At 68.0% G+C, this 22,582-nt stretch carries 20 protein-coding genes; 15 read left to right on the top strand and 5 right to left on the bottom strand.

Annotated features, from left to right (window positions below; all coding sequences use genetic code 11):
* Window positions 1-25 precede the first annotated feature (25 nt).
* A complete protein-coding gene (locus ACFVWD_RS22865; protein ID WP_389598489.1) occupies window positions 26-460 on the bottom strand; it encodes a hypothetical protein in 435 nt (144 codons plus the stop codon).
* A gap of 67 nt (window positions 461-527) precedes the next feature.
* Window positions 528-650, bottom strand: coding sequence for a DUF6233 domain-containing protein (locus ACFVWD_RS22860; protein ID WP_389598487.1), 123 nt, complete (start codon window positions 648-650; stop codon window positions 528-530).
* A 572-nt stretch (window positions 651-1,222) separates the two neighbouring features.
* Here ACFVWD_RS22860 and ACFVWD_RS22855 point away from each other — a divergent pair.
* From ACFVWD_RS22855 to ACFVWD_RS22840, 4 genes are all read left to right on the top strand, one after another.
* Window positions 1,223-1,345, top strand: a complete 123-nt coding sequence (locus tag ACFVWD_RS22855) for a hypothetical protein (RefSeq protein WP_389598486.1) — start codon at window positions 1,223-1,225, stop codon at window positions 1,343-1,345.
* Window positions 1,346-1,498: 153 nt separating this feature from the next.
* Window positions 1,499-2,728, top strand: a complete 1,230-nt coding sequence (locus ACFVWD_RS22850; protein WP_389598484.1) for a hypothetical protein — start codon at window positions 1,499-1,501, stop codon at window positions 2,726-2,728.
* A 289-nt stretch (window positions 2,729-3,017) separates the two neighbouring features.
* Window positions 3,018-3,683 carry a hypothetical protein gene (locus ACFVWD_RS22845; protein ID WP_389598482.1) on the top strand — a complete coding sequence of 222 codons (666 nt, stop codon included), beginning with the start codon at window positions 3,018-3,020 and terminating at the stop codon, window positions 3,681-3,683.
* A 136-nt stretch (window positions 3,684-3,819) separates the two neighbouring features.
* Complete coding sequence (locus ACFVWD_RS22840; protein ID WP_389598480.1) at window positions 3,820-4,605, top strand: Ku protein; 786 nt, start codon at window positions 3,820-3,822, stop codon at window positions 4,603-4,605.
* Window positions 4,606-5,003: 398 nt separating this feature from the next.
* Here ACFVWD_RS22840 and ACFVWD_RS22835 read toward each other — a convergent pair whose 3' ends face one another.
* From ACFVWD_RS22835 to ACFVWD_RS22825, 3 genes are all read right to left on the bottom strand, one after another.
* A complete protein-coding gene (locus ACFVWD_RS22835; RefSeq protein WP_389598478.1) occupies window positions 5,004-5,354 on the bottom strand; it encodes a hypothetical protein in 351 nt (116 codons plus the stop codon).
* 687 nt (window positions 5,355-6,041) lie between these two features.
* Entirely contained in the window at window positions 6,042-6,644 is a 603-nt protein-coding gene (locus ACFVWD_RS22830; RefSeq protein WP_389598557.1) for a 2'-5' RNA ligase family protein, read from the bottom strand.
* Between the two features lie 547 nt (window positions 6,645-7,191).
* Window positions 7,192-8,541: a hypothetical protein gene (locus tag ACFVWD_RS22825; RefSeq protein ID WP_389598477.1), complete on the bottom strand. Its 1,350-nt coding sequence runs from the start codon at window positions 8,539-8,541 to the stop codon at window positions 7,192-7,194.
* Between ACFVWD_RS22825 and ACFVWD_RS22820 the strand changes: the two genes are divergently transcribed.
* The 11 genes from ACFVWD_RS22820 (at window position 8,484) to ACFVWD_RS22770 (ending at window position 21,800) form a co-directional block, all read left to right on the top strand.
* Window positions 8,484-9,200 carry an ATP-binding protein gene (locus ACFVWD_RS22820; RefSeq protein ID WP_389598475.1) on the top strand — a complete coding sequence of 239 codons (717 nt, stop codon included), beginning with the start codon at window positions 8,484-8,486 and terminating at the stop codon, window positions 9,198-9,200. The genes ACFVWD_RS22825 and ACFVWD_RS22820 overlap by 58 nt on opposite strands.
* A 17-nt stretch (window positions 9,201-9,217) precedes the next feature.
* Window positions 9,218-9,733 (top strand): hypothetical protein, encoded by a 516-nt coding sequence (locus ACFVWD_RS22815; RefSeq protein WP_389598473.1) that lies wholly within the window; start codon window positions 9,218-9,220, stop codon window positions 9,731-9,733.
* Window positions 9,734-9,934: 201 nt separating this feature from the next.
* Window positions 9,935-10,966, top strand: coding sequence for a hypothetical protein (locus ACFVWD_RS22810; RefSeq protein WP_389598471.1), 1,032 nt, complete (start codon window positions 9,935-9,937; stop codon window positions 10,964-10,966).
* Between the two features lie 78 nt (window positions 10,967-11,044).
* The gene (locus ACFVWD_RS22805) at window positions 11,045-12,415 is read left to right on the top strand and encodes an amino acid permease (RefSeq protein ID WP_389598469.1); all 1,371 of its coding nucleotides are present in this window, start codon (window positions 11,045-11,047) and stop codon (window positions 12,413-12,415) included.
* A gap of 550 nt (window positions 12,416-12,965) precedes the next feature.
* Window positions 12,966-14,171: a methyltransferase, FxLD system gene (gene fxlM, locus ACFVWD_RS22800; RefSeq protein ID WP_389598467.1), complete on the top strand. Its 1,206-nt coding sequence runs from the start codon at window positions 12,966-12,968 to the stop codon at window positions 14,169-14,171.
* Window positions 14,172-14,235: 64 nt separating this feature from the next.
* Window positions 14,236-14,418, top strand: a complete 183-nt coding sequence (locus ACFVWD_RS22795) for an FxLD family lanthipeptide (protein WP_389598466.1) — start codon at window positions 14,236-14,238, stop codon at window positions 14,416-14,418.
* Between the two features lie 128 nt (window positions 14,419-14,546).
* The gene (locus ACFVWD_RS22790; RefSeq protein WP_389598465.1) at window positions 14,547-17,408 is read left to right on the top strand and encodes a lantibiotic dehydratase; all 2,862 of its coding nucleotides are present in this window, start codon (window positions 14,547-14,549) and stop codon (window positions 17,406-17,408) included.
* Window positions 17,405-18,649 carry a lanthionine synthetase C family protein gene (locus ACFVWD_RS22785; protein WP_389598464.1) on the top strand — a complete coding sequence of 415 codons (1,245 nt, stop codon included), beginning with the start codon at window positions 17,405-17,407 and terminating at the stop codon, window positions 18,647-18,649. Before ACFVWD_RS22790 ends, ACFVWD_RS22785 begins: the two co-directional genes overlap by 4 nt.
* A 20-nt stretch (window positions 18,650-18,669) precedes the next feature.
* Window positions 18,670-19,500: a thiopeptide-type bacteriocin biosynthesis protein gene (locus ACFVWD_RS22780; RefSeq protein WP_389598462.1), complete on the top strand. Its 831-nt coding sequence runs from the start codon at window positions 18,670-18,672 to the stop codon at window positions 19,498-19,500.
* Entirely contained in the window at window positions 19,484-20,614 is a 1,131-nt protein-coding gene (locus ACFVWD_RS22775) for a hypothetical protein (protein WP_389598461.1), read from the top strand. The genes ACFVWD_RS22780 and ACFVWD_RS22775 overlap by 17 nt, the downstream gene beginning before the upstream one ends.
* Window positions 20,615-21,023: 409 nt before the next feature.
* Complete coding sequence (locus tag ACFVWD_RS22770) at window positions 21,024-21,800, top strand: hypothetical protein (RefSeq protein ID WP_389598460.1); 777 nt, start codon at window positions 21,024-21,026, stop codon at window positions 21,798-21,800.
* Window positions 21,801-22,582: the final 782 nt, after the last annotated feature.

Below are 22,582 nucleotides of genomic sequence, written 5' to 3'. Positions count from 1 at the left end.
AAATCTGCGAGTGACTGGAGGAATCTCACACCCTTGAGGGACGCCTCGAACATGGGTCTCCTACCTGCTGACTTGGCCTCGTTCCCCCCGTGATGACCAGCCAGGAACCCGTGGGTACTCCAGTTACGTACAAGGCAGGATGCTTCTCCGCCAGCTGCCGCGCTCGCGCGGGCGCCGACGCCGCCCGGGACTGCGCCGCTTCGAAGCTGATCCGCTCGTCCACGACGACCACGGCCTCACCGTCCAGGACCACGCCGGGCGGCAGCTCCATCCCGGGCAGCGCGATGTCCATCCAGTTCGCCGTCACATCCCGTCCGGAGCGCGCCTGAAGACGCACGCCGTCGGCCGTACGCCACATGACCGTCCTGTGGCCGTCGAGCTTGATCTCGTACCACCAGCCCGGCGTGGCCGGCAGCACGGGAACCAGCTCAGCCAGCGCGTCCTGCACGGGGAACTCCACGTGATCAGCCTCCGCCCATGAATGGCCGCGCGCCTGCTGGCCTACTCGGCCCTCCCGGGTGGAGGGTCTACTCCGGAATGACCTGGAGCGCCGTGTCCGGATTGCAGAACGGGCAGGCCTCGACATGCTCGTACAGCGCCCTCCGCGCCTGGTCCTCACTGATTGGCTTGCCCCGGGCACCGTTCGCCATGACACAAACAGCAGCAGGTCCAGGCGAGACGGTGAATCGTTCATGCGTTCGATTCTAGAAGAGCGGAGAGCCGGAGGCGCTACACGGCCCCCTGTGTCCTGTGACAGCGAACTTTGAGCGTTGCCACCGAATATTGATCATCCTCAGATTTGTGTCACCGAAGTTTGATCACGCCTGGTCAGCGACCCGTTCGTCTGGCTGTCGGGGAAGGTGATCTTGGTGGCCTTGCGGGGGTGTTGTGTTCAGGGCGGAAGTGCACCCGAATTGGATCCCGGCCATTGCCTCCCTCGCACTTCCCGTCGTCTCCTTTGATCAAGATCAGCCCGCGTTATCGAAGGCACGATGATCATCACGAAGTTCAGTGACTCGAAGAGCCATGTCCGACACCGGCCTGCCGTTGCTGAGCGACCTCCTCGGTACGACCGCTGGCACGCTGGAGCTCACCTATATGGAGACGGTTCGCGAGTACCAGGCTCCCGGCACCGGTACGCGTCAGTCGCTGCGATTGGTCATGCCCCTGGCCGCGCTGGACCGGAATGGGCTGGAGGATTCCTCTCAGGTCGCCCAGGGGGGTGCAGTTCCCCAGCCTCGACGTGGTGGGCCTGTCCCCGGAGAAGGTCGGCGCTGTCCGCGAGGGCTTCCTTGCCGGTCTCACCCTGCGCCTCCTGCCTACCGGCTCCCACCCGGGTGACTGAGGGCCACCGTGAACGGTGCGGTGTGTTTCCGCGCCTTCCGACGCGGACCCCGAGGGCATGGCGGCCTGGCTGGCCGTGATGGTGAACTGGCCTTCGCGACGGCGTGCCCTGGTTGCGGGGAAGGCCGTTAGCCCCGGCATGAAGATCCTTTCCATGCCGGCCACCGTGCTGGCCGCGGCCGTGAAGCCGTTCACTTCGGCCGGTTTCAACGCTGTACGTCCTGGGTGCCGGACGGCTCGGGCCGTCGCCGTGGCCATGGCCGTCACCGGGTCACTGGTGCCGCTTGGTGTGGCCGGGCCGGCCCATGCGGCCGAGGTCGTGCACGAGAAGGTGTTCGACAAGCCCGGCCGATGGTCGTGGGTCGGGTCCGGGGAGGTCACGGTCTGGCTCTGGGGCGCTGGCGGTGGTGGCGGTGGGGGCGGCGGGGGCTCCACCGGCGGCACCGGCGGCGGCGGTGGCGGTGGGGGCCTGGCCGCGAACGCCGGTGGTGGTGGCGGCGGCGGTGGCGGTGGGGCAGGTGGCGGCGCAGGAGGAGGCGGCGGTGCCGGAGAGTTCGTCACCTGCACCTTCTGGGTGGGCGACGGGCTGATCATCGAGGTCGGTGAAGGCGGCCCCGGGGGCGCGGGTGGATCGGGCAGGGGCGACACCGATCCGGGGGGTGCGGGCGGTGATGCCTTCGGGGGCTCCGACGGCACCAGGGGATGGACCGGCCACGCAGGCCGGAAGGGCAGCGCCTCCAAGGGGGCCACGACCGTCCGTGGGGTCCGCCTTGGGCCCGTCAATCCCCTCAACGAGTCGTATGTCAGTGCCCCCGGTGGAGGCGGCGGTGCAGTCGGGCAGGCCGGCAGCGCAGGTTCCGGCGGCGGCGGAGGCTACGGCGGCACGTTCGCCGGGGGTGCCCCGGGTACGGGAGGGGCCGGCGCGAGCGAACCAGGTGCCCAGGGCGACGGCGGGAAGGCCGGCTCCGGCGGAACCTGCAGGCGGGGCTTCCTCGGCTCTCTGCCTCACACGGCGACCCCGGGCGGCGCCGGCGCCAACGGCACCGCTGGCACGGCCGGCGGCGCGGGAAGTGACGGCAAGAGCGGTAAAGGCATCGAGAACGGCACAGTGAGCGGCGGCCGCGGCGGCAGCCCCGGGACAGGCGGCCAGGGAGGCAAGGGCGGCGCCGCCGTCATCTCCGACGGCAAGTCCTACGGCGCCGGCGGGGACGGCGGGGCGGGTGGCGCGGGCGGCCACGGCGGCTGCTACAAGCCCAGCCTCGGCGGCGGCCTGAGCTGCAAGCCCGGCGACGAGGGCGGCTACGGCCACCGCAGCCAGCCCGGAGCCTCCGGCACCGCTGGCCACAACGGAGCCGTCATCGTCACCTGGACCACGACCGAGTGAGACACGGGGTGGGACCGCGCAGCGCCGACCGCACGGTCCCACCCCGCCATCACCCTCTGGCCCACAGGCGACCGGGCGTGATCCCCCAGAGGACGCTGGCGACATGGGCTCCGCGTGCAGCGTGACAGTGACCTGTGCCACTCAAAGTTGGGTGACACACGATCAAGGTTCGCTGTCACAGGACACCAGTGTCCCGTGCCATCGAAACCTGAGTGAGCGTCATCGGAACTTGAGCGGTGATGGCGGCAACTGCCTGACGGGGTGCGGCCGATACGGGACCGTTACAGACATGACAGGGGGAACGTATCCACAGTTGTTCGTTTTAGGGTTCGATGGCCGCCAATTCCGGGCGACAGAAGTGTCACACGGGTGCCTGCCCGAGGAGCTGGCCCAGGCAGTAGCGGCGCAGTGCGAACTGGAAGGCGATGACCTCGCCTTTGTCCTTGACGCCGAAGATGATGATCGGCAGGGTCGTAGGCGGTTGGTTCTGGGAATTCCGCTCAGCGAGCAGGGTGTGACCGACGAGACTCGGCTGTATGTGGGCATGGAGGCGACCGCCGGCGTCACGTTGGACTTGCTGCTGGGCTTCCTAGGCGGCAGTGCGCTAGTTCCGTTTGTGCAGGCCATCAGTACCAAGGCCGGCGAAGACGCTTATGCAAAGGTCCGCGAACTGCTGAGCCGGCATGTCCAACGTCAACCCGCGGACGATGAAGACATCGTTCTCATCCATCACCCCAGCAAAGTGGCGTTGCGCATGCCTGCAGAGGCGTCCCGCCCGTCGGCTCCCCGGGGCCGTGACGATGCCGATGAGGGTGAGGGAAGCTCCAACGGCGAGTGGCAGGTGATCACCTGGAACCCGGCAACCGGCGACTGGCACCAGGAAGCTTGCGCTACACCGCCAGCCAATGGCATCAGAGTGCGTCGGAATTGGTGGCGGAACACCAGGGGCTCCTAAGGGAGCCGGTACAGGGTGACGCCAATCAACCTTCAATGTCACGTACTCAATGTTCAGTGGCACAGGACACCCAGCCCACTTGCTCAGCCACGGCGACCGGGATGCGCGCCACCTGCTGGCGGATGACCCTGGATGCATGAAGGTCACGTGGTCCGGGATGATCCAGGTCGGGTTGGTCATGTTGCCGATCAGGCTGTACGCGGCCACGGAGGAGCATCCCGTGCGCCTTCACGAAATCCATGTCGCCGATGGCAGTCGCGTCGAGCACCGCCGCATCTGCAAGGCCGAGAACCGAGAGATCCCCTACGAACAAGTCGGCAGGGGCTATGCCCTGCCAGACGGGCGCATGGTGCCGCTCACGGAGGAGGACCTAGCCCGTCTGCCCTTGCCCACAAAACGGACCGTCAACGTGCTCGGCTTCGTGCCCTTCGAGGACATCGACCCGATCAGTTTCGGACGGCCCTACTACGCCGCTCCCGGACCGGGCGCCGACCGCCCGTACACCCTGCTCGTCGAGGCACTCGCCCGCACCGGCAACGTCGCCGTGTCCAAGGTCGCCCTGCGCAGCCGAGAACGCCTGGCGCTGCTCCGCCCCCGCCACGGCATTCTCATCCTCCAGACTCTCCTGTGGCAGGACGAACTACGCGACCCCGGAGACCTCGCACCCTCCACACCGGTCACTGACCGGGAACTCGAGCTGGCCGAGGTGCTGATCCGGAAACTCGCCGGCATCAACGTCGGCGAGGTGCACGACGAGTACGCCCACGCCCTTGAGCAGCTCGTGGACGCGAAGATCACCGGCGGTGAACTCGTCGAGCCAGCGGAGCCCGCCCCGGCGCTGGATCTGCTGGCAGCACTGGAAGAGAGTGTTCGGGCTGCCGAGCGGGAGCACAGGCGCCCGGCGGCCCGGCCTCGGCCGTAGCCCACCACGCATGACATGCGCACTACCCCATTCGGGTTCACCCTGGAAGCGGCACCATCGGCTGCACAGGCCGACCACCACCCCCCGGGAGGTCCTGTGGTCCTGCTCGCTCTGCTCATGCCCAGCCTGTTGATCGCGTTCCTCTTTGCCACGGACGCTTTCGAGGATTACCTCTTCCCACGCCTGCCAGCGGCAGGTGACGTGACACCTCCAGCCGACGACATGCAACCGCGCTCCCCCTGACAACAGCGCCCCGTCCGTACACGCACCCGGACAGCGTCCGGACGAGCAAGAGGACCCCTCGCCAAAGTCGACGAGAGGGCCTCTGTGTGCACCGCCCAGCCTCTACGGGAGGCACCTGGCGCCCAACCCTGTTGCCTTGGGGGGCCGCACTGCGGTCAGTCGAAGAAGTCCTCGAAGACTTCGTTTTCCCCACCTTCCAGGATGCGCGCGACCGGCGTGTACGGCGGGAGTTTTGCGGAGGTCACGTACTCCTGAGCGAAACTGAGGGCCTTCTTTTTGTCTACGGCATTCTTGCCGCGCTTGGCCGTGTACAGCCCTACCCCGTTGCCGGCCTCGTCCACGATCGCGAGACCCGTAGGGAAGACGTTCCCGCCGGTGACGGTCAGAACAGGAACTCCGTCCTTGTACTGAAGCATTAGCCTGCCCACCTTTTCAGACTCCGCCTTGGACGCAGGCTGCTGGGACACAGGCATCTGGACGTAAGCCGGCCCTTTTGCTTCGGGCATGACGATCTCCTCTGCGCGTTTCGCCGCGGACGGGCATTGATCTTCCCGTTGCGGACAGCAATCAAACGATCACACTGAGTGGCGGTGGCGGGTGGACTCGACGAGCCGCCCGCGCTCACTCCTGCCGCTCGGCTGCTGCGCGCGACGTCACCACCGGGGTCCGCTACGCCACCACGCATGACATGCGCACTACGCCATTCGGGTTCACCCTGGAAGCGGCGCCATCGGCTGCACAGGCCGACCACCACCCCCCGGGAGGTCCTGTGGTCCTGCTCGCTCTGCTCATGTCCGGCCTGTTGATCGCGTTCCTCTTTGCCACGGACGCTTTCGAGGATTACCTCTTCCCGAGCCTGCCAGCGGCAGGTGACGTGACGCCTCCAGCCGACGACATGCAAACGTACTTCCCTTGATGGCTGTGCATGTGAGTTGGGACCGCCACTGCCATTCGTGGACGCCGGAGAGGAAGCTGTGCACCGTGGACGGCAGGGCGTTGGGGTGCTCGGCCTTATATGGGGCGGCCACGCCGGTCGAGCTGACGCCCTACGCTCTCGCGGCTTGTGATAAGCGGTATTGGGACCGATGACACACAGCGCTGAGCTGGACTCTGCTCGGGACGTACGACGGCAGGGCGAGGTGGCACGGGGTCTTACGGCCACTGGCGGCAAGACCCCGCTTGGCAGAGGACCGTCAGCCGAGGGAGACCTTCGCGAAGGGTTCCCATTCGTACATCTGGTTATCCCGGTGGATCACGATGAGCTCCGCGCTGGAAATGCGAGCTTGTGCCGGAGCGAGAGTGAGGCCGGCGAGGACTTGCGCGATCGGTTCTGCGGGGCCGTCTTTGGCGCTGTAGGCCACGGAGACGTGCGGGGTGAAGCCCTCGGCCTTCTCCGGGACCTCACCGAGAACGTCCCCGATGGCACCCCGGATAGCGTTCCGGACGGCTCGGACAAGGCCGTCGGGGTGGGCATGCAGGAGCACTGCCTCCGGGTCGAGCACCTCCGGTCCGATTTGGAGGTCGAGGGCTTCGATGGCCGCCAGCCGCAGGTGGGCTGCATCCACGATGGCGTGGACGTCCTGCTCTTTGGTTTCGCCTACGAAGCCGATGCCTTGCATGGTCAGGTGCAGCCACTGATTGGGGATCGGGGTGAGGATGTCTCCGAGAGGTGCGAGTGCGGACCGGTACTCGGCAGCGAGCCGGTGTACATCGTCCTGGCCCTCGAACGTCAGGTGCCAGGTGTAGAAGCGGCGGCCCACGCTCCAGTCAGGCCGCCACCACCAGTGGTTCCGCATGGTCTCGGGTTGAGTTGTCATAGCCAGGGATCAAAGCAGGCTGATCCCTCCACCGGCGAGAGCGCAAGATGCCGCGGAGCGGAGTCCAAGCCGAACTCTTCGATGGCTTGTCGTATCCCAACGGCTGTGGTGCCGCTGGTGAAGGGTCGGCCGATTCCGGAGCACAGTTCACCGAGGCGGCGGATGACGCTTCCCCGGCTACGGCACAGTGCCCTGACACACGACGCAGAGGACGGCACCTCCACCCCGATGCTGCCACGCCTCCGTCCGCTCCCTGGAGCGGTACGCCCGCCTCGGCGTCGACTCGGTCGCCCGACACGTCGCCGAACGCGACCCCGCCGCACGTCGCGGGACGTGACCCCCACTGTTTGCGGCTGGCGACAGCGTTCTTATCCAAGTAAGACAAGCCCGCGCAGCCAACCGCCACGGATTCGGCGGGAAGCCGGGAGAGCGAATTGAACCCTTCTTGCCCAAGCAGAGCGGGATGGCCTTATGGTGGTGACGCCTCCGGGGGCTGCCGACAGCTCCTCCGGAGGCGCCCCCATTTCTAGGCCTTGGCCGCCGCCACGTCCCGCGCCCGGCCTGCGAGCTCCTTCACTGAGCGCGCTCGGGCGTGGGGTGTGAGCTCCCTGTGCATCGTGGTGAAGTGATCGTCGCCGCGGACGGACGAGACGTGTTCGTACTCGTCGAGGAAGCGTCCCCACGAATCACATGCGGCGTCCAGGTGCCCGTGCTTCAGTTGCCGCTGAGCCAGAACCGCATAGGCGTGTACGCGGCCTTGCCGCTCCTGTGCCGGCTGTACGCGGATTGACTGCTGCATGGCCTTGACGCTGCCAAAGAGGTCTTTCTCCTCCATCAGCACGTGGGACACGTGGAACAGATATGCGGTCTGGTCGTAGCCGCCGATCGCGTCGCGCCGGTTGTCGGCCTGTGACAGGGCGGTCTCGGCCTCCAGTAGGCGGGCGTGGGCCTGGCGCCGGTCTCCGACCATGGATGCTGCGTGTGCCTGTTGCCCGCGTAGGAACGCCACCAGGCGAGGGCCGGCCGACGGTGCTGCCTCGGCCGCGGAGTCCGCCAGTTCCAGCGCCATTCGACCGTGGCCCAGGTTCGCAGCCTGAAGCGACATACCGCGCAGGGTCCGACAGTAGGTGACGTGGTCTCCTGCCTCGTCGGCCAACTTGAGCGCCTTGACGTAGTACGTCTGTCCCAGACCGTGAGCCTTCTCGTACATGGCCATCCAGCCAGTGAGATACGTCAGGTCGGAAGCCGCGGCAAGCATGTCCGTCTTCACCGGCTCGGACGCTTCCGCTCGCAGCCACGGACCGACCGTGTTGACGAGGAACGCCGCCGCCATGGGGCGGGCGTGGCCTGCGCCGAACTCATCGAGGATGTCCGCGATCCGCTCGGTCATTGAGCGCACCGAAGCGACTTGGGAGGCGCCGATGCGCGTGGTCGCCTTGCCCGGGGTGACCGGGTCGCTAGCGGCACGCGCCCTGGACTGGAACGCAGGTACGGCGAGTGCAGCAGAGAACAGGGTCGCACCCAACAGGCCGCGACGGGATGGGTCCATATCCGCCCTTCCTAAGTCGATCAACTCCTCCACAGTGTCGAGCGGTTGGGAGGCGCCGTCGGCCAGAGCGGGCGAAAGTCCGGCCTCCGCGTGCGTGACCGGTCGGCCTAAGCGTGCGGACAAGGCTTCAAGGATCAGGGGCCTGACCTCCGGTTTTGGCGGTGTACCGGCGATCCAGTGCGCTACGGCCGTCCGGTCGTACGTCAGTTTCAATCCTGCCTGCGGGCCGAGCCGGTTGACTTGCTGCGCCATCTGCGTGCGAGTCCATCGTGCCTGTTCAAGCAGCCTATTCAGGGCAGGGTTGGGCGTGCGGTTTCTCGTGGCCATGTACTCAACTCCCGACAGCTCCATGGCGTTCACGGTGTTCACGGTCCCACCTATCTCCCACGGTACCGGCAGACAGTGATCGTGCGATTACCTCTACCAAGTTAGAGCGAACGATCTCGGCCTTGGGGGCAGCGGTGACCAGCGCACCAACAGTGACAACAGGTCCCGTCACGCCAGCAAGCCTTGTCTGTGGCGAGCGTCCGCAGTCTGGGCGTGCACGCGTGGCCCGGGACCTGACGGCGCTGTCCTTCAGAGTCTCCCCGCACGTCCCCAGACAGTGCATCGCCGACGCCGACGCTCGCCGCGTGAGGATGGTCCGCCGGGTGACTGCGGCCAGGCTGCGATACTGCGGCCTGCCTGGTCTGGTTGATGACGCCACGATCATCGTGTCTGAGCTCGTCACCAACGCCATCGTCCACAGCGGCGGAACAAAGATCACTTTCACCATGACGGTGGGTGATGACTTCCTCCACATCTACGTGCGCGACGAGATGCCCGGCATTCCGATGGTCCACGACAGCGATGGCGAATCAGAGCGAGGCCGCGGGCTGTTCCTTGTCAGTTCCCTGGCGGAAGAGCACGCGGGCGCGTGGGGATTCAGCGACGGCGGAGCGATCACGTGGTGCCGTCTCGCCATTCCTGCTGGGCAGCAACCATGACCGCTGGAGATTTCTCAATGACTTCGCCCGCTGAGCGGCTCTTCAGGATCGGCCCTCAACCGCATCATGCGTCCGACAGCGAGCGGGAAGACGACGCTGTCACCCCTGGGCTCATCCACGACGAGCCCGTATGGAAGGCGAGTTGGCCTTTTCTGGCCAACCGCTACGCAGCTGAGAACGCGCGCAGCCACACACGCGTGCACTTGACCTTGGCAAGCGTCTGCGTGGATATCGAGGATGCGGCTGTGATCGGGGGCGTTCTGATGGCCAATGCGGTCAAGCACTCACGTGTCCCCGTGTACGCCCGGATCCCCATGCAGTGGAACCTCCTCCGGACCGGCGAACTGGCCATCCACGTGCAGGACCCCCGACCCGACTTCCCCGACTTCGCCGAAGCCGTGACGTGGGAGCCGGCCAAGGGCGTGAGACCTCGTGGGCTGTGGACCGCGCGCCAGCTCGGCGCCGAACTGGCCTATGCCCCGACCGGGGCCGGAAAGATCGTCCAAGCACTGATCAAGCCGATGACTGCTTGACCTCCCGCTGCTACGCGCCATCCCCCTGATCGGCCGTCGGGCCGCAGAAACCGCCTCGGCTCCCCCAGAACCAGGGCTTCAGCCTCCTGCGACCCGACGGCTCCCCCATCCCGTTTTGAGGACACCACCCCCCATGTCTTGCTTACTTAACCCGGTTCCGCAGGCGACTGGATCCGTATCTGTCCACTCGGAGGTGCACTGATGGCCGCCGATGTCATGGACCTGATCGTCCACTCTGCAGGCTGGGACCATGAGCTGCGTCTCGCCATGGAAGACCTGCAAATGGACCGCTGGCGCGCAGCGCAGCAACTACTTCGAAGCACCGGAACGAACTGGGCGTTGCGAACGTCGCGCAGCCAGGCCCTGGCCGTGGGCGCCGCCAAGAGCCACGCCATCGAAGCATGGCGGGAAGAAGAGCCCCGCAGTGTGACCGCGCTGATGATGTGGGCCCGAGTACTGACACAGCGGGCGCTCTACGCCTTCCGTGACGGCGTACGCGGCGAGGAGTTACGCCGCGCGGCCTATGTCGCAGACCAGGCGTGCAGAGCCGCGGCAAGCGCACGGCCGGAGGATCCAGTGCCGGGGGTTTGCCTCCTCACCTTGGCGCAGACCGACGTCGATGAGTCAGTGCCGCACAGCCGCATGAACTGGTTTGTGCACAGGGACGGATTTCTGCCGCCAGGGCCGTGGACACTGCTGAACTGGGTCCACGTCCGAGATCCGTACAACCGGGAGGCCTACCACCGGGCCCTTCAGGTCCTACAGTCCCGCGGGGCGGGCGACCTGGACTTCGCTCTGTGGGTGGCCAGCGCAGCACCCGAAGGCGCCGCGGTGACACTGCTGCCCCTGTACGGATTCGTAGAAACCTACCGACGTTCCATCGCGCGCAGCCGGGCTAGCAGTGTGATCGCCTTCTGGGCCACCGAGGAGAAGGCGCATTACGCCCGCCGGGGTCTTGAGTGGTGGTTCAACGCTCCTGCTCCGGGACCGGTACCTGCCGGCCAGCAGTGGCAGCGGCGTGACCCGCGCACCCACTCTCTCGCGGACCTGAACCATCTCGCGCACGCCCTGACCGCCACCGGCGTAGGAAACGCAGGCGCCGTCTTCACCGCGATCGGCCCTTACGCCACCCCCGCGCCGTGGGCCCACGTCACCCAGAACCCTGCGTGGTGGCAGGACGATTTCCGCTCCGCACGCAAGAGAGCCCTCAGAGACCGCAACGGTCGCCGATGAGCAGTCGAGCACCTCCGCCCTCATGCGGGCCATACCTGGCACACCACTCCGCCCCCCTACAACCAGAGGATTTCTCCGTTGTCTCCGAGTAGAGCCCATGCACGCCTTGACGATGATGCCGCGCTGCGCGCGCATGGCTACCAGCCCGAACTGTCCCGCCGGATGGGAGGGTTCGGCAACTTCGCGATCAGCTTCAGTGTGATCTGCATCCTGGCCGGCGGCATGACGCTGTTCGGCTACGGCCTGAATACCGGCGGCCCCGCCGTCATGATCTGGGGCTGGGTCGGCATCGGCGCCATGACCTTGATTCTGGGGATGTGCCTGGCCGAGGTGACGTCCGCCTACCCCACCTCCGGCGGCCTGTACTACATGGCCCACCGTCTCGGCGGGCCCCGCTGGGCGTGGGTTGATGCCCACGACCACCACGGCTACCGCGTCCCAGTGGCGCCTCGGGAGACGCTGCGCCAGCAGATCAACTACCTGGCAGACCTCGGGTGGGAGGTCCGGGTGGGCATCGAGAGTGAGTTCCTGCTCTACCGCGGCAGCGCGGACCGCAGCCGCCGAGCGGGATACCGGGGCCTAAGGCCTGTGTCGCCCCACAACCTCGACTATGCCCTCGACCATCCTCCCAGTCTCTCCGCGTTCTTCGGAGCCCTCCGGGACGCGCTGCACCAGGCCGACGCACCGGTCGAGGCGATCAAGACGGAAGGGGCACCGGGGCAGATCGAGGTCACGTGGCCGTACGGCGATGCGATGCGGGCCTGCGACACGTACGCCGTGCACAAGCACGCTGTTCGGGCCATTGCCGCGCAGCAGCGTATGACGCCGACCTTCATGGCCGCCCCCGAGACGGGCATCGGCTCCGGCCTGCACTTCCACGTGTCCCTGTGGCGTGACAGCGAGCCCGCGTTCGAGACGGCACTCGGCGCGGATCTGCCCGAGGTCCTCGGGCAGTCCATTGCCGGACTCCTCGACGCGCTGCCCGAGATGGCACCGCTGTACGCCCCCTATCCCAACTCCTACAAGAGATACGCCCCCCACTCCTTCGCACCGACGAACTTCACATGGGGGTACGACAACCGCACCTGCGCCATCAGGGTCGCCGGCCGCCACAAGGACACCCGGCTGGAGGTCCGGCTCCCCGGCGCCGACGCCAACACCTACCTCGCGCTCGCCGCAGTACTCGCGGGAATCCTCCACGGCATCACGAAGCACCCGAAGCTGCCGGACCCCTGCACAGGAGACGCCTACGAGGCCGACCCGCTCCCAAGGCCGGTGCCGCGCACCCTTGACGAGGCAGTGGCCGCATTCACGGAGGGCTCGCTTGCCACGCACGCCTTCAGCCCCTCAGTGGTGCAGCACTACGCCCATGCCGCCCGAGCCGAGATCGACACGCACCACGGCCAGGTCACGGACGCGGACCGCGCGAAGGGGTTGCTCCATGCCTGACCTCCTCTCCCGCACCACGCGGACCCAACGGCCCAGCCGCCCCACCGCTGATCTCGATCGCTCAGGGCGTATGGACCGCATGACGGCCATCGCGCTGCCCCTTCTCTTCGATCTGACTCAGCAAGCCGCACGCTTCGGCTCCGGTATCGCCCCGTGGGGGCAACTTGCGCTGTACGACGTCGATGACTTCGCCCCATTCATAGCTGGAGGGTCGGCATGAGGCGCGCCGTGAACTGGATCTTCTTCTGCGGAGGTGTGGATGACTCCTTCGACGGCTGGCTCCCCGCAGGTCTCCGATCACCTCCCGGTCGTCTTTGCGTCCCATACACGCCCCGCAGGGACTACGGCCGAGGCCCTCGGCTATCGCTACGCGGAGATCGAGTGTGTCCACCTTTTCCGTTCCTGAGTGCTTTTCAGCCGAACTCCAAGGGCGGCGCCTTCCTCCGGCGCGTAACCACACCCCAGAAACGGTGCCCTGGCTAGCGTCCTCGCTGACCACCAGCCCGAACTGGCTACAGCAAGCACCCTCCCAACAGAAGTAGGTAATCGGATGACTGCTATTGATGGCTCGACTCTTCGCGATCCCGACGCGCTGCGTGCGGACATGGTCCGTGCGCTCCGTGACCAGGACGCGATCATGTCCGAGTCTGTCGCCGCTGCCTTTGCCGCAGTGCCCCGGCACCGGTTCGCACCGGACGCGCCCCTGGAACTCGCCTACGACCTCCACCGCACCGTTCCGGTCAAGAAGGACGAGCACGGCCTGGACATCAGTGTCATGTCTGCCGCCCACCTCCAGGCCGTGATGCTGGAGCAGGCCGACATCGAGCCCGGCATGAAGGTCTTGGAGATCGGCTCGGGCGGCTACAACGCCGCGCTCATCCAGGAACTCGTGGGCAGCGGCGGGGCGGTCACCACGGTCGACATCGACCGTGACATCGTCGACCGCGCCCGTCTGTGCCTGGACGATGCCGGGTACGGCCAGGTGAAGACGCTGCTCGCGGACGGCGAGGCCGGTGTTCCCGATGGGGCGCCGTACGACCGAATCATCGTCACCGCGGCCGCGTGGGACATCCCTCCGTCGTGGATCAGTGAGCTTGCTGAGAAGGGCAGGCTCGTCGTCCCGCTGACTGTGCGCGGTACGACCCGTTCGGTCGCGTTCGACCGTGACGGCGAGGGTCTGGTCAGCCACTCCTACCGTCTGGCGCGCTTCGTGGCCATGCAGGGCGAGGGAGCTGCCAAGGAGCGCAAGGCGTTGCTGCGGGACGGCGTCGCCGTGCAGACCGACGACGTGCGGGTGCGCCTCAACGCCGAGGCGCTGAATCATGCCCTGGACACTCCCCGGCTGGAGTGCTGGTCGGGGGCGGCCTATGACCTGCCCGACGAGCTGGAGCTGTATCTCACGCTCCATCTGTCGAGTCCGGCCCGGCTGCACGCGTCCAAGGACGTCGTCGAGAGCGGGCTCGTGGAAGCATCAGCCGTGCTCGGTGTGCCGGCGTTGGTCAGCGAGGACAGCATCGCGTACCGCACCCGCCGCGAGAACGGGGACACCGGCGGCTTCGAGAGCGGTGTCGTCGCTCACGGCCCGCAGGCCGAAGTTCTCGCGGACCAGTACCTGGACCTGCTGCGGCGCTGGGCGCAGGACCACCGCCGCCGGGGGGCGGCGACGATCCGGTACGTGCCGGGGCCTGCCCCGTCCCCTCTGCCCCAGGACACCGTGCCGAAGCGGCACGGCATCGTCGCGGTGTCCTGGCACTAAGGCTCCGGGGCCCGCTCCTGGGCCCCGGGACCTTGCACCATCACCCACTGCCAAGGAGGCATGCATGACCGTTCAGCTGGAGCGTCCGGTTGCTCAGCCGGTCGCTGAACAGGAGGCATCCGGAGCGGACGCCTTCGACCTGGACATCACGATCGTCGAGGGCAGCCCCGCCGCGGACCAGCTCATCCGTCTGACGAATGACGGCTGCGGTTCGACGTGCGCGTCCGCGTGCACGAGCTGCCCGTAGCAGCACCAGACCGCGTCTTTCGCAGTGCCCGGCCGCGCCTGATCCATGGGCGCGGCCGGGCACCGCGCAGGCCACAGGAGGGGTGTGTGTATCGCTACGTTGATGCAGCAGTGATACGGGGGGCCGCGTTGGACTCCGGCCGTCAGGTGGTCTGGCCGGAGCTGACCGGCCCGTCCGCGAACGCGGCGTCGTGGCGGGCGTGGTTGCAACAGGCCTGGCAGGCAGCCGACTTCACGACCGCCGTCAAAGCCGCGAGTCCGGACCTCGCGAGTCGGGTGGACCAGGTCTGTGCCGGCCAGTCGCTGCCAGACCCCGCTGTACGCCGCACGGTGCTCTCCGTGCTGCGCTACCTGCTGCGGGCCCGCACGCGCGCCACCCCGTTCGGCCTGTTCGCCGGGGTCGCGGCCGCACGAATAGGCGCCGCCCCCGCGCTGCGCACGGGCACCGGGCACCGGGCATTCGCCAGACCCGACGCGGCATGGACCACGACTCTCATCGACCGGTTCGAGGAGCACAGCGGACTGCGGCCCCGTTTGATGGTGATGGCGTCCAGCCTCGTCGTCGAGCGCGACGGGTACGTGGTGATCGAGCACCGCCCGCGCGGCACGCGCGGCGGCGCCTCGGAACACGTGCAGATACGTGTGACCGGTCCGGTCCGCGAAGCCCTGGACAGCGCGCGGACTCCGATTCTGTGGAGCGACCTCATAGCAAAGCTCTCCGCCGGTTTCCCGACCGCGCCGCTCGCTGCGATTGAGAAACTGCTCGCGGGCCTGGTCAGGCAACGATTCCTGATCACCAGCCTCCGCGCGGCGATGACAGCCACCGACCCGCTCGCCGCCCTCCTCAGGCACACGCAGTATCTCGCGCCGGCTGAGACTGCGGAGTTACGCGAGGCTCCCAAACCTTCGTTCGACCTGCGGGTGGACTGGGACATGGTCGTCCCGGAGACGGTGGCCCAGGAAGCGGCAGCGGCAGCCAAGGCACTCACGCGTCTCGCGCCCAGGTCGGCCTTGGCCGGATGGGCCGAGTGGCACAGCCGGTTCCTTGAGCGGTACGGGCCAAGAGCGGTCGTCCCCGTCGTGGAGGCCGTCAACGCGCTCGGTTACCCATCCGGCTACCTGGGGTCTACCACCACGCTGGCGCCCTCCCCGCTGCCTGACCGGGACAGCCGACTCATCAAGCTCGCCCACAGAGCCGGGATGCAGCGCCGCATTGAAGTCGAGCTCGACGATCCCGCGCTCGAGGAGCTGGCCACTACGGATCCTGGCCACTGCGTCCAGCCGAGCACCGAGGTGACCGTCCGTATCGACGCCGTGAGCATTCCAGCACTGCAGCAGGGCGAGTTCACTCTGCACGTCGTCGGGGTGGCACGCTCGGCCGGAGCGACTACCGGCCGCTTCCTGGGCATGCTGGACGACGAGGACCGCCGCCGCATGACCAAGGTGTACGCCGGGCTGCCCGGAGTGCACGAGGACGCGCTCGTCGCGCAGATCAGCTCTACCCCGCTGTCCGCACCCGCTGAGAATGTCGCGCGTGCACCGCAGGTGACCGGATTGGTGATCTCGCTCGGCGACTACCAGGGATTGGATACCAGTCTCATTCCCCTGACGGATCTGGCGGTGACCGCCGACGCCGAACGGCTGCACCTGGTTTCGCTCTCCTGCCGGCGGCCGGTGCATACGCTGCTGCTGAACGCCGTAGACCTGGGGTATCACACCCATCCGCTGGCCCGGTTTCTTGCCGAGGCACCCGTCGCGCTGGCCGTCCCGTGCACCGGATTCATGTGGGGCACTGCCGCCTCCAGCCTGCCGTTCCTGCCCGCGCTGCGCTACGGACGCACGATCTTGTCCCCGGCCCGCTGGCTTCTCGCCAGCGACGACGTCCCCGCTGCGTCGGCACCGTGGCCACAGTGGGACGAGGCCCTGACCCAATGGCGCCGCGACGTGCATCTGCCCGAGCGGGTGTACCTGAGCGAGGCCGACCAGTGCATGGCCCTGGACCTGACGGAGCCCTCACACCGGGTCCTGCTGCGCACCCACCTGGACCGCGACGGCAAGGTGACGCTGCACCCCGCACCGCAACCCCAGGACCTGGGCTGGACCGGCGGACGCGCCCATGAAGTCGTCATCCCCCTGACCGCAGAACAGAACGTCGCTCCCGTCCGGGCAGCGGGCCACGTCGTCAACCGCGAGCACGGCCACCTGCCCGGCTGCGGCAATCGCATCTACCTCCAGCTCCACGGACACCGAGACCGGCAGAACCCGCTCTTGGCCCGGCACCTGCCGGCTCTGCTGAAAGAACTGGGCAACCCCCGGTGGTGGTTCGTCCGATACCCAGACCCCGCAGACCACCTCCGCGTCCGTCTGACCTGCCCACCCGGCACACTCGGCTCCGCTATCGAGTACATCGGCGAGTGGACCCGGCAGCTCCGTCACAGCGGCCTAATCACGCACGCCAGCGTGGAGACCTACCACCCGGAGACCGCGCGGTTCGGCGGCCCCGCCGCGATCGACGCGGCCGAGCAGTACTTCGCCGCCGACTCCGCCGCCGCCCTGGCCCAACTCGCCGCCCAGGCCCGGAAGGACGCACCGGATGCCCGCGCGATGACCGCCGCGAGCATGGTGGACATCGCCGCAGGCCTGCTCGGCGACGACGCTGCGGCGATGCAGTGGCTCATCGAGCACACCCGCACCGACCAGGCCTCTCCGCCCCGCGCTGTCTACCGCCAAGCCGTCGGCCTGGTGAACACCGACCCTGCGGGCCTGCACGAGCGCGTCACGACGGCCTGGTCCGCACGCCGCGTGACTCTGGCCGCCTACCGCCGCGCGCTCAAGGACGCGACCACGCACCCCCACGACGTGCTGCCGGACCTGCTGCACCTCCACCACGTCCGGATGTGCGGGCCGGGACTGTCCGAGGAGCGTAGGCACCTGCACCTGGCCAGAGCTGCCGCCCTGAGCTGGACGGCACGAGCAAGGAGGACACCGTGACCACGACAGCCCCCGCCCGCGCCGCACTGTTGACCGCCGACCAGCTGGCCCACGCACTGGCCGACCCGAGCACCGTGTGGCCCGGTGGCCGACTCGACGGCGTCCGGGCCTGGCCGCAGTCGCTCGCCGGAGGAGCCTCGGGCATCGCCCTGCTGCACATCGAGCGAGCCCGGACCGGCCGGGGCGACTGGGGCACCGCGCACACCTGGCTGGCCACGGCTGTGCGCGGCGAAGTGAGCGCAGCGGCCAACGCGAGTCTGTACTTCGGTGCTCCCGCCCTCGCGTTCGTCACGCATCGCGCGGCCAGAGCATCGAGCCGGTACCTGCGCGTCCTGGAACGTCTGGACGCGGCGACCTGCACTGTCACCCGGAACCGCTTGGCCCAGGCCCACCAGCGCATCGACCGCGCCGAGCGGCCTCCCATGGAAGAGTCCGACCTGATCAGGGGCTTGTCCGGGCTGGGCGCCTACCACATGAGCTGCCATCCGCACCACGAGATCACCCGGGACGCCCTGGCCTACCTGGTACGCCTGACCGAGTCCCTGCCCGATCCGGCCGGGCTGCCGCCATGGTGGATGAACGTCGCGCCCACCGGTGCACCCCACGCCGATTACCCCGGCGGGCACGGGAACTTCGGGCTCTCCCACGGCATCGGCTCCGCCCTATCCGTACTGTCCCTGGCTCTGCTGCGCGACCTGGCCGTGCCCGGCACCGTCGACGCGGTCGAACGGATCTGTGCCTGGACCGACCAATGGCGTCAAGGCGACGAGAGCGCCCCTTGGTGGCCGGGCTATATCTCGATGCAGCAGGCGACCGTCAACCACGTCCATTCCGACCTTCGTCCCCGCCCCTCCTGGTGCTACGGAGTCAGTGGCACCGCCCGCGCCCAGCAGTTGGCCGGACTCGCCCTCCGAGATCCGGTGCGTGTGCAGGCCGCCGAGAACGCGATCCTCTCGACCCTGCGCGACCCGCTTCAACTGGGCAAGCTCCCCGAGATCGGGCTGTGCCACGGCTTGGCCGGACTGCTGCATGCCGCGTGGCGGATGGCCACCGAGACGGGCAACTCCGAGATCACTTTGGAGCTGCCACGTCTGGCCGACCGTCTGATCACCGCGCTCGACCTGGACGACCACGACCCGGAGCTGCTCGACGGAGCAGCCGGAGCAGCCCTCGCCCTCCACACCCTCGGCACGGACAGCGCGCCCGCACCGCACTGGGACACCTTCCTCACCCTGGCGTGAACATCACGGAGACCCGCCTCATGAACTCACCTACCTGGTGCCAGGCCAACGTGGCGTTCCCGGACTGGGAACGCGCCGAGCCGATCGCCTTGGCCCGACTCGCTCCGCTCCTACGCGCCGCAGAAGACGAAGGCGCCCTCATCGCGTGGTTCATCATCCGCAAGCGCCCCTGCTGGCGCGTGCGCTACCTGCCCGTCGTCGACAGGCAGGACCGCATCGGTCATGGGCTCGACGCGCTGATCGCCGAAGGGGACATCACAGCCTGGACGGAGATCATCTACGAACCCGAGGTCCACGCCTTCGGCGGCGCCGAAGCCATGGCATCCGCGCACCGCCTCTTCCACCGCGACAGCCGCAACGTGAGTGACGTTCTCCAGGGCGACGCCGGCAGACACCGACGCGAGATATCCCTCATGCTGTGCAGCCTCCTGATGCGCTCAGCCGGATTGGACTGGTACGAGCAGGGAGACGTCTGGGCACGCGTCGGCGCCCACCGCGCGCTACCTCCCGACGCCGAGCGGGACAGCCGTGACCGACTGCAGTCCGCAGTGCACCGGCTGATCACGGTGAGCGGAGAAGACCTGATACGCACGGGCGGGCCGCTGGCCCACTCCGCCGAATGGGCACGCGCCTACACCGACGCCGGACGGGAACTGGCCCACCTCACAGATTCCGGGCAGCTTCACCGCGGCCTGCGTGACGTCCTGGCCCACCACATCATCTTCGCCTGGAACCGGATCGGCCTGCCCTACGCCACGCAGGCCAGCCTCGCGGCTGCTGCGAAGACCGTCATCTTCGGCACCGACCCCACCACTGAGAGGAGCGCCGCGGACCGTGTGGAAACTCCCTGACGCCGTAGCCCGGCGCTTTCCGCTCATTGCTCGCTCCCGCCCCGCCTGCCTCCCCCTGCCCCAGAGCGTGCACGCTCTGGCCGAACTCGCTGACACCGCGGCGAAGCTGGGCGACCCGAGTATGGCCTCCACGGTCTACAACCAGGCCGCGTTGATCGCCTCCGACGTCGGAGACTCGGAGACCGCGCGCGCGATGTGCCACCAGCATGCCGCTGCCTACCTGCACGCCGCGCCCTTGCCCGGCAAAACCGCGATCCGGGCCCTCGAACCCGTCGTCAACCTTGCGCGCCTCCAACTCCGCGCTGGGCAGCACGCCGACGGCCGCCAACGCCTCCTGACGCTGTTTGACGCTGTCAGCACCGAGTCCCCGGCTCAGGTCGAGGACATCGCCGTACCAGCCGACCTCACCGCGACCGCCGATGACCGCCAAGAGGTTCGCGCCTGGCTGTGGCGGGTCCTCCTCGCCGACGGGACTCGTGCGCTGACCGCTGCCGGCCGCTGGACCGAAGCACTCGCCCATGTCGAGGCACACCGCGGCGTCGGACAGCGCATGTTCGACGGCCGCCAAGTCGCCGTCCTCGCCGCCATCACCACGGGAAACACGCTCGGCGCCAACAACCTGTTGGCCGCCACGGTGTCCGGGGAGCTCTGGGAGAACGCCGCCACGGAATGCCTGTCCGTCCTTTGCCGCCGGGCAGCCGGCCGGGCGTGGCGGCGCCCCCTGCAGAACCTGGTGTCCACCTACCTCGAACGCCCCGACGGGGACGACATGACCGTCTTCAACACGCGGCTCGGACTCGCAGTGCTTGACGTGATCGCTTCGCCCGAGGACCCGGCTGCGCGCCTGGTGGTCGCGGAGCTGCACCGCCGGACGATCAAGGCAACCGATGGCTACGCCGCCCGCGAGACCCTCGCGCACCCCTTGTTCACCACCCTCGCCACCGATCAGGAGGTGCAGGACTGCCGTGCTCTCCTCCACGGCTGCGCACTCGGAGCCGGATCGCTCCCGAACGAGTTGCACGACCAACTCGCCAAGGCACTGCGTACGAGCGACCACACGATCCGGAAGAACGTTGCCCGTCTGGAACGGGCTTGCATAACTGGGCGCAAATGATCTTGATCGTGGGCGGTGCCCAGCAATCGCCACGAGCCGATCCCTCCCTGGAAACCTCATCCGTCACAGGCGTTTCAGACGTCGGCGATTCGGCCAGTCCTCACCACCCGAGGGCGGCCCCATCGCGGCGGCCGCGCGTTCGACCCCTTGCGCTGCAAGGGCCCCAGCGCGTCCGGAATCGAGCGCGTTCGAACCGTGCACCGACGAGCCATCCAGGTGCGGGACCGACCCCCAAGGAGGGATACAGGTGACTGTGACTGACGCCTCGACTTCAAACGAAGAGACGCCTCCCCCTCCACCCCCAGCCGTCATCACCTTCGAGGGCAAGTACGGAAAGAACCCGCTGGCCGACGCCAGTTTCGGGGCAATGTGCCGACGCCTCCCCTCCGTGCTCGGGCACACGGCGCGGATGGCGTGGGCCGTCGACAAGACCGGCGTCGTACTACTCCTCGCCTGCCAGTTGCTCACCGGACTCGCGGCCGCCATCGTCCTCGCGTTCACCGCCCAGGCGATGACCCACCTCTTCGCCACCGGCCCAGTTCCCGAACGCCGGCACGCCGCGCTGCCCGCCCTAATCGTGTTGACAACGGCTGCGGGCATTGGCCGAGTCGGTAGCGCCTTGTCCTCGTACGCTGACGGTCGGATCACACCTCTCCTGATGACCGAAGCAGACATCGCGCTCGTGGCCACCGTGTGCCGCGTGGAGTCATCCGCGTACGGCGAGGACGGATTCGCCGACCGGCAGGAGGCAGCCGAAGTCGGCGTCACCCGGACCCGGATGATGGTGCAGGACGCCCAGCGGTTCATGTCCGCCCTGATCCGCATGATCGCTGCGAGCGGCGTCATCACCGTGCTGCACCCGCTGATGTTGCCTCTGCTCCTGCTGGCGGTGCTCCCGGCCGGCGCCGGAGTGCCGCCATTGGAGCGGGGCCAGAGCAAGAAGCAGGGCGATGCGGTCGATAGCCCGGGCTGCAGCCGACTTCGAGATCCCGAAACAGAGGACCACTGCCGCACTTGCCAGGTTCGTCCGTCAGCACGCTGCCACCAGCAGGATGCGGTCATCCAGCGGCAGAGCCCACGGCTGGCTGCCGGTCGGCTACCTTCGCTCCGACGTCGCACGAGCACGACGTGCTCACGGATCTGCCGCTCGTTCGGTCCTGCAATCAGACCCACCCACCTTGGCTGAGCCGCCGTCACCACGGCACCCACACCAAGATCATCGACTGCGCACCACGTGCTTGCGCACCACGTGCTTGCGCACTGACGACGTCCGTCTGTGCGACCGCGCAACCCCGCCGAAATTGAACCCTGCGCATAGCCCGATACGGCGGCCGCCCTGGCCGTGCGCAGAGGTCCGGTGTCTTCGGCGAGGCCGCCCTGCCTCCTGTTCGGACTTGCCGGGGTGGCCGCTGCGAGCGCTACTACCAGCCGGCCCCGACCAAACCGTCGACCAAAGGACCCCGACCATGATGACGAAGCAGACACGAAGGTCCTGGTGGGGGTCGTGGTCACCCGACCACGGGCCCGACCATGCCCGATTCAACGGGTGGCTCGTAGTGCCGCGCGTCTCACGGACACCCGTGCGCAGGCCGGCGGCGAGCTCAGATGCGCGCACTCCCACGAGGCCATCGATAGTCATGCCGGGATGCGCAGTGCAGCCCAAGGAGGATGTTGCAGACGCTGCCTGGCGAACGAATCGTGCGCTGCGCAACTGCGCAGTCGTCTCTGGCGTCCAGTGCGCAGGCCCGTCTGTAATTGAATGCGCAGCGTTCGTCTGCTGGTGCGCAGCACGACGTGCCCCAACCAGCCTGTGCTGTGGGGCTCATTGGTTTGCCTGCGCCAGGGGCCGCAAGGAGCGAGGGAAGAGCGCGCAGGATGCGCACCTGCGTGGCTTGTTACCGCCGTGTGGGGCACCCAGGTGGTGACGGGGGCGTCTGGTCGGCCCCGACCACAGGGCCGACCACGGCA

It is taken from the genome of Streptomyces sp. NPDC058086 (genome assembly GCF_042885015.1).
Lineage (GTDB): Bacteria > Actinomycetota > Actinomycetes > Streptomycetales > Streptomycetaceae > Streptomyces.
This window is presented reverse-complemented; position numbering and strand designations above follow the sequence as displayed.